This is a genomic window from Kitasatospora sp. NPDC041988 (genome assembly GCF_055588525.1).
Genome location: NZ_JBVJCO010000041.1, coordinates 1 through 7697, shown reverse-complemented (window position 1 = coordinate 7697; position 7697 = coordinate 1). Strand labels below are relative to the sequence as shown.

General features: G+C 71.7%; 1 protein-coding gene. It reads right to left on the bottom strand.

The genetic code is table 11. The features are described from left to right. Window positions 1-6720, bottom strand: a 6720-nt coding sequence (locus ACZ6NC_RS31750) for an SDR family NAD(P)-dependent oxidoreductase (protein WP_465737306.1), incomplete at its 3' end; no start/stop codon positions are given. Between the last annotated feature and the right edge of the window lie 977 nt (window positions 6721-7697).

Sequence of the window (7697 nt, the reverse complement as noted above, 5' to 3'; positions counted from 1 at the left end):
CCGGAACACCTGCGACAAACGGTCCTTCAAATACTCGACCGTCCGCCCCAGCAACTCCTCCGAACCACCACCCACAACCGCCACCGGCTCCACGGGGACGGGGACGGTCACGCGTGCCTGGGCCGACGGGCGGACCACGGCGGCGGGCACGGCCGCCCGCGGCGCCGGGGCCTTCCGGGCGGCCTTGGCGCGGTCCGCGCCGGCCACCCGCAGCACCTTCTCGATCTTCGCCCGCTCGCCCTTGGTCACGACGACCTGGGTCTCCCCGGAGACCAGGATCCTCAGCAGCGCCCGGATGCCCTCGGCCGTCTTGAGGCCGCGCATGCCCGAGTAGTCGTAGTACAGGGTCTTGGCCGTGCCGTCCTGCTCGATGTCGCCGAGCATCCCGCCCTCGTCCCAGTAGGGCCAGTTGACCGAGATGCTCCGGCCCTGGCGCCGGCCCTCGGCCCGCAGCGCCTCCCGCTGGTGGGCGTAGGCGTCGAGGAAGCGGTTGGCGGCGGCGTAGCTGCCCTGCCCGAAGTCGCCGACGTAGGCGGCGATGGAAGAGAAGAGGACGAAGAAGTCCAGCGGGTCCTGCTGCGTCAGCTCGTCGAGGTGGACGGTGCCGTGCACCTTCGGTGCCAGGACGGCGTCGAACTCCGCCTGCCCGGCCTCCATGACGCCCGCGCTGCCGACGAGGCCGGCGCTGTGGAAGACGCCGTCCAGCGTGCCGAAGCGCTCGCGTGCCGCGGCGAGCGCCCGGCCGACGTCGGCGCGGTCGGCCACGTCGCAGGCGAGGTAGAGGACTTCGGCCCCGGCCGCCTCCAGCGCGGCGAGCTTCTCCCGCCGCTCGGCGTCGGGCTGCCGGCGGCCGAGCAGGACGAGCCTGGCCCGGCACTGCTGGGCGAGGTAGCCGGCGAGGTGCAGCCCGAGCGCTCCGGCGCCGCCGCTGATCAGGTAGACGCCGCCCTCCTTCAGGGGCAGCGCCGAGGCCGCGGGCTGACCGCCGCCGCTCCACGGCTGGAGGACCCGCTCGGAGCGGGTGCCGTCGGCGTGCCGGATCTCGTGTCCGCCGCGCGCGGTGGGGCCCTCGGCCAGGCGCAGTTCCCGCAGCACGCCGGCGGCGACGGCCTCGGCGCCCGCGGCCGCGTCGAGCTGGAGGCTGTTCATCCGGAACAGGTGGTTGACGGGCGTCATGGCGCGCGCGAACCCGGAGAGCGCCTCCGCCGCCGCACGGGCCGGTCCCTGCTCGCCCGCTCCCTGCTCGCCCGACCCCTGCCGGCCGGGCAGGACGGCCAGGTACCGGATCTCGTGCTCGATGCCGGCCTGGTGCACGGCCCGGAAGAGGTGGCGAAGGCTCTCCAGCCCGAGGGTGAGCCCGGACTGACCGGGCGTCAGCGCCCAGAGGTCGGCGATCGCGTGCGGCAGCTGCCCCCGCTCGTCGAGGGTGCGCACCAGCCGGTCGAAGTCGGCGCCGCTGCGGCGGTCGACGGTGAAGACGCCCGGGGACGGCTCCGCGAAGGCCGGCCCGGCCGTCACCCGGACGACGCGGCCGGGGCGCCCGGCCGCGAGCCGCGCCGGGCGCGCCTCGTCGTCGTCGAGGACGAGCAGCACGCGCTCCGCGCCGGCGGCGGAGTCGGGCTCCTGCTCGGCGCTCTCGCCGGTGCCCTCGATCCAGCGCGGGACGTAGAGGTGCAGTTCCTCGTCCTTCTTGGCCGCGAACTCCTTGAAGACGAGGCCGGTGGCCCGCACGCACTCGGCGCCGTTCTCGTCGCAGATCGCGAGGTTGACGCTGACCGCGCCGTCGCGGGCGATCCGGTGGATCGTGGCGTGGCAGTAGGAGACGCTCGGGATCGGGGCGAAGACGACGAGCTCTTCGAGGCTGAACGGGATTCTCAGCACGCCGTCCTGCTCGCCGATGCCCCGCAGGGTGTTGAGCGCGGCGTCGAAGAGCGAGGGGTGCATGGTGAACTCGGGGAACTCGCCCGCCAGGCCGTCGCCGAGCACGATCCGGGCCAGGGCCTCGGTCTCGCCGCAGTGGAGGGTCTCGATGGCCTGGAAGGTCTCGCCGTAGCCGAAGCCCAGCTCCCGGAAGCTCGCGAAGATCTCGGCGTTCTCCTGGCGGCCGGTGCAGCGCCCCAGGATGCCGGGGATGTCGATGCTGCCCCGCACCCGCGAGGGCTGTTCCGCGGCGTAGTTGGCCCGGCCCTGGGAGAAGACGGTCCTCTTGCCGTCGATCTCGCTGTGGATGAGGTACTCCAGCGAGTCCTGCTTGAGCGGGCTCAGCTCGATGTTGACCGTCCGGGAGTCGCCCTCCATGACGATCGGGTGGCCCCAGATGATGTCCTGGAGCGTCACGGCCTCGGAGCCGCTGGAGAGCCGGGCGGCCGTGTAGGCCATCTCCATGTGGGCGACGCCGGGGAGCAGGATCTTGCCGTCCACGACGTGGTCCCGGAGGAAGAACTCGTCCTTCGACAGCTGCTTGCCGAACCGCTGCGCGTGGAGCGTGGATTCGTTGCTGTCCAGCAGCGGGTGCAGGCGCGCCGCCCGGCCGGCCGCCGGCAGGGCGGGGCGCGACCCGTTCGCCCCGGCCCAGTAGGTCTCGCGTGCGAAGGGGTAGCCGGGCAGCGAGGCGCGCAGCGGCGGCCGGTCGCCGAACAGCCGCTCCCAGTCGAGCTCGTAGCCCTGGGTGTAGAGGTCGGCCAGGGCGCGGACGGCGTCCTGGTACCGGCCACGGTCCGCGACCGCGCCGGCGGCGCGCGCGATGAGCTCGTTGCCGTACTCGGTGAGGGCGACCTGCGGCTGGAAGTCCCGGCCGGCCACCCCGCGGAACAGCTGGGGGGCCTTCTTGCCGTCGAGGAACTGCTGGAGCAGCTGCTCGGCCTCCGCCCGGGTGCCGGCGACCAGCGCGCAGCGGTGCGCGAAGTGGTGCCGGCCGCCGAGCAGGGTGGCGCTGATCCGGTCGAGGCCGGTCTCGTCGGCACGCAGGGCGGCGAGCAGCTCCGCGGCCCTGGTCCGCAGCGCCTCGTCGGTCTTCGCGGAGAGCACGAGCAGCTGGGAGGGGCGGTCACCGGCGCCGGAGCGGGCCGGGTCGGTACCGTAACTCTCCACCACGACATGGGCGTTGGTGCCGCTGATGCCGAAGGAGCTGACCGCACCCAGCCGCTTGCGGCCCGGCTCGTCCTTCCACGGCCGCGCCTCGCGGTTGACGTAGAACGGGCTGTGGGCCCAGTCGATGTAGTCGCTCTCCTGCTCGCAGTGCAGGCTGGCGGGCAGCGTCTCGTGCCGCAGGGCCTGCACCAGGCCGATCAGGCTGACCACGCCGGAGGCCGCCAGGGTGTGCCCGACGTTGGTCTTGACCGAGGTCAGGGCGCAGTACTGCTTCTTGTCGGTGTAGCGGCCGAAGACGCCGGCGAGCGCGTTGACCTCGATGGGGTCGCCGAGCCGGGTGCCGGTGCCGTGCGCCACCACGTGGTCGATGCCGGCCGGGTCGATGCCGAACCGGTCGTAGACGGTGTTCAGCAGGGCGGCCTGGGACGGCTGGCTGGGCGCGGTGATGCCGTTGGTCCGGCCGTCGTAGTTGACGCCGCTGGCCCGGATGACCGCGTGGATCCGGTCGCCGTCCGCGACCGCCTTCGACAGCGGCTTCAGCACGACGACGGCGACGGCCTCGGCCATCACCAGGCCGTTGGCGCGCCGGTCGAAGGCGTAGCAGACGCCGTCCTCCGACAGCATGCCGGCCTGGGTGGCGTGCTCGAAGAACTTGGAGGTCGACAGGAGGTTGACGCCGGCCGCGACGGCGGTGTCGCACTCGCCGCTGCGCAGGCTCAGGCAGGCCTGGTGCACGGCCGCCAGGCCTGCCGAGCAGGCGGTGTTGATGCTGAGCACCGGGCCCGAGAAGTTCAGGAAGTAGCCGAGGCGGGCGGCGAGGATGCCGTCGTGGCCGGAGGTGAGTGTCTCCTCGTCCCCGGTGAGGCGCTGGTAGTCGCCCTGTTCGGCGCCGACGAACATGCCCATGGTGTTGTCGCCGAGCTGCTTCGCCCCGTACCCGGCGTCCTCCAGGGCCCTCCAGGACTCCTGCAGCAGCAGGCGCTGCCGCGGGTCCATGGTCTCGGCCTCCTTGGGGGAGATCTCGAAGAACAGCGGGTCGAACTCGGCCGCGCCGGGCAGCCATCCGGCCCTGACGCCGGTCACGTCGAGGGGGCTGCGCCAGCTCTCCAGCCGGTCCGCGGGTATCCGCCCGATCGCGTCCCGGCCCTCGGCGAGGAGGTTCCAGAACTCGTCGACGGTCCGGGCCTGGGGGAAGCGTCCGCTCATCCCGATGATGGCGATGGCGTCGTCGTCGGCCATACCGGACGACGAGGGCGCGGGGGCGGCTTCGGCCCGGGGCACCGCCGGCTCGGCCACGGCGGGGGCGGCGTCCCCGGCCACCCCGTAGGTGCGCCGCACCGCGTCCCGGTGGTCCCGGACGAGGTGGTCCCGGACCATCTCCAGAGTGAAGTAGGTGTAGAAGAGCTCGGGCGTGACGTCGATCCCGAAGTGACCGCTCAGCCGCAGGGCCAGCTGCGTGTTGCCGACCGAGTCGAACCCGAGGTCGGTCAGCCGGTCCTTCGGGTGGATCTCGTCGGCCGCGAGCTTCAGGACCTCGCCCGCGATGCTGCGGAGATCCGCCTCGACACTCTCTTCGACGCCCAAACCTGCCCACTCCCCGTGGCGCGCGTTCCCGCCCGCATCCGATGCTGGTTCTTCGTTCCCGGCTTCCTGGTGCCTGGCTTCCTCGTACTCGGCCTCTGCGCCCCCGGCCGGGGCCGGGGCCGGGGCGTCGTCGGCGGCGTCCGGGGTGATCCAGAAGCGCCGCCGGTCGAACGCGTACGTCGGCAGGCGGAGCCTTCGCGCCCCGACGGCCGGGAAGAGGTCCGCCCAGGGGCGGTCGACTCCCTCGCCGAAGGCCTCGGCCAGGGCCAGGAGCTGTTCCGTGTACTCGTCGGCGGGGATGTCCGCGCCGAGGTGGAACGCGTCCGAGGCCTCGGGGCCGGGTGCTTCGGACTGCTCTCCGTCGGCCGGGGCCGGCTGCCCGGCGGAGCCCCGATCGTGGAAGCAGTTCCTTGCCCGCCCGGCCTCCAGCAGGCGTTTCAGCTTCACCCGCAGTTCGTCGGCGCTGCGTACGACCAGCGCCGTCCGGCGGTCGAGGTGCTCGCGCCCGAGGAGCAGGGTGGCGCTGAGGTCCGTCAGGTCGGTGCCGGGCCACTCCCGGTCGAGCCACTCGGCCAGGTCGCGGATCCGCTGCTCCAGCGCCGTCGTGGTCCGGGCGGAGAGGCAGATCAGGTAGCCGGGGCGGGGCTGCGGAGTGGCGGCGGGGCGTGGTGGCGCCTCCTCCAGCACGACGTGCGCGTTGGTGCCGCCGAAGCCGAACGAGCTCACGCCGCAGCGGCGCGGAAGGGGCTCACCGGTCTCGGAGAGCAGCGGCTTCCAGGGGCGCAGGGATTCCACGATGTGGAACGGCGTGCCCTCCAGCTCGATGCGCGGGTTCAGGGTCCGGAAGTCGTGCAGGCCCGGCAGCTGCCGGTGCTCCATCGCCAGCAGGGCCTTGATGAACCCGGCGATCCCCGCGGCGGCTTCCAGGTGGCCGATGTTCGGCTTCACCGAGCCCAGGCCGCAGTGGTTCGACCGGCCGGACTCCGCGTCCGCCTTCTCGCCGGCCTCCGCGTCCGCGCCGGCCTGCGCACCGTCGCCGCGCGCCGCCCGGAACCCCTTCAGCAGGCCCTGGATCTCGATCGGGTCGCCGGTCGGCGTCCCCGTCCCGTGCGCCTCGACGTAGCCGATGGTGTCCGGGGAGATCCCCGCCCGGCGGATCGCGTCCGCGATGACCTGCGCCTGCGCCTCGTCGTTGGGGTAGGTCAGGGTGCGGGTGCGGCCGCTGTGGTTGGCGGCGCTGCCCTTGATGACGCCGTGGATGGTGTCGCCGTCGCGGACGGCGTCGGCCAGCGGCTTGAGCAGGACGAGCCCCGCGCCCTCCCCGCGGACGTAGCCGTCGGCCCGCTCGTCGAAGGTCTTGCAGGAGCCGGTCGGGGAGAGCATGCCCTTCTTGGAGAAGGAGACGTTCCGGCCCGGGGTCAGCACGAGGTTGATCCCGCCGGCGAGCGCGACGCCGCACTCGTCCTGGTTCAGCGACCGGACGGCCAGGTGCAGCGCGTGCAGGGAGGCGGAGGACGCCGTGTCGACCGTCACACTCGGCCCGCGGAAGTCGAAGAAGTGGGAGACGCGGTTGGCGATGACGGCGCCGGCGGTGCCCGTGGAGTGGTGCGCCGCGACCTCGCGGAGCTCCCGTTCCTGCAGTTCCTTGTAGTCCAGATTGTAGGAACCGAGGAAGACTCCGACATCGGTTCCGGACAGTGCTTCGGGCCGGACGGCGGCGTCCTCGATACAGGACCAGGCGAGTTCCAGCATGATTCGCTGTTGCGGGTCCATGCTCTCCGCCTCCAGCGGGGAGAGATGGAAGAACGCCGCGTCGAAGGCGTCCACGCCGGTGAGGAAGCCGCCCCATTTGCTGATGCCCGTACGCGCCGGTCCCGCACCGGGATCGCCGTCCGGAGAAGCGTATTTCCTCCAGTCCCAACGGCTTTGAGGGACTTCGCCGATGTGCGAGCGACCGTGTTTCAGGTTGTCCCAGAACTGGCGGTAGTTCTCCGCCCCGGGAAACCGGCACGCTATGCCGATGACAGCAACGTCGTTCTTCTGCATGGGAAGACCCCTCTTGACATCCCCGGTGCCCCGGCCGTAACGGACTGCTTCCATGGCTGTGCCACGGCAGCGGGCGTGCCTCGGCGTCGAGCGTCAATTGCACGTGTCGGAGCCGGAACTCCGGACGGGGTTCAACAGGCACACCGGACCGGCGTCATTGCCGGCAGCCGCCGACCGGTGCCCGATCCTCGCCTGACCACGGCTTTTCGGCGCGACGCAACCCGACTCGCCCTGGGTGGCGATCAGCCGGATTGCGTGTCGGTTCGTGTTTTGATGCGCTCCCAACCGCGGCGGCCGTCTTTCGCGCAGTCCTCGACCTGCGCTTGTCGAATGCCCCCGAGATGTGTGGCATTCCGTCCGCCGGCAGCCCGGGACAGGCCGGCCCGGGCGGGGATATTCCATGGTGTCCGGCGAGTCAAGGCCCTGAGGTGACCGCTTCCGGCCATGCAGGGACCTCCCCTCTTGTCGACACCCATGGACATGCCCTACGCGGAACAGAATCCTGCAAGATCTAACCGATCGTCAAGTAAACGATTGGTGCACTGTGCTGACCAAGGGTGGACAGGGAGCGACGGAATCGGTCCGGCGTGCCGCTCCACCCACCGTCAACTTCCCTCCCATGCACCCGATCCGCCCGGGCCTGCCCAGGACCTGATCACACGTCGGCCGGACCGCGAAAATCCCTGACACCGATCGGTTCCGGCCCATTCGGACGCTGATTTCGGGCGGAGGTGATGTGGTATCAGCCAGATGCCTCGACAACACCCGTGCACAGCTGTGAACTTGATCAACCGTCCGCCATCATGCCTCCTGGTTCAGTAGTGTGCATGACCGAAGATGTGTTCGCCCAGCGGAGCGGATCGCCGCCTGCGGGCTCGGACGGTTCCCTCACCCTTGGAGTGGTTCGAGATGACGGTTGTGCATGAGGCGCCGGTCGGCGACGAGATCCCCGAGATCGCGGCCGACGCCCACGGGCG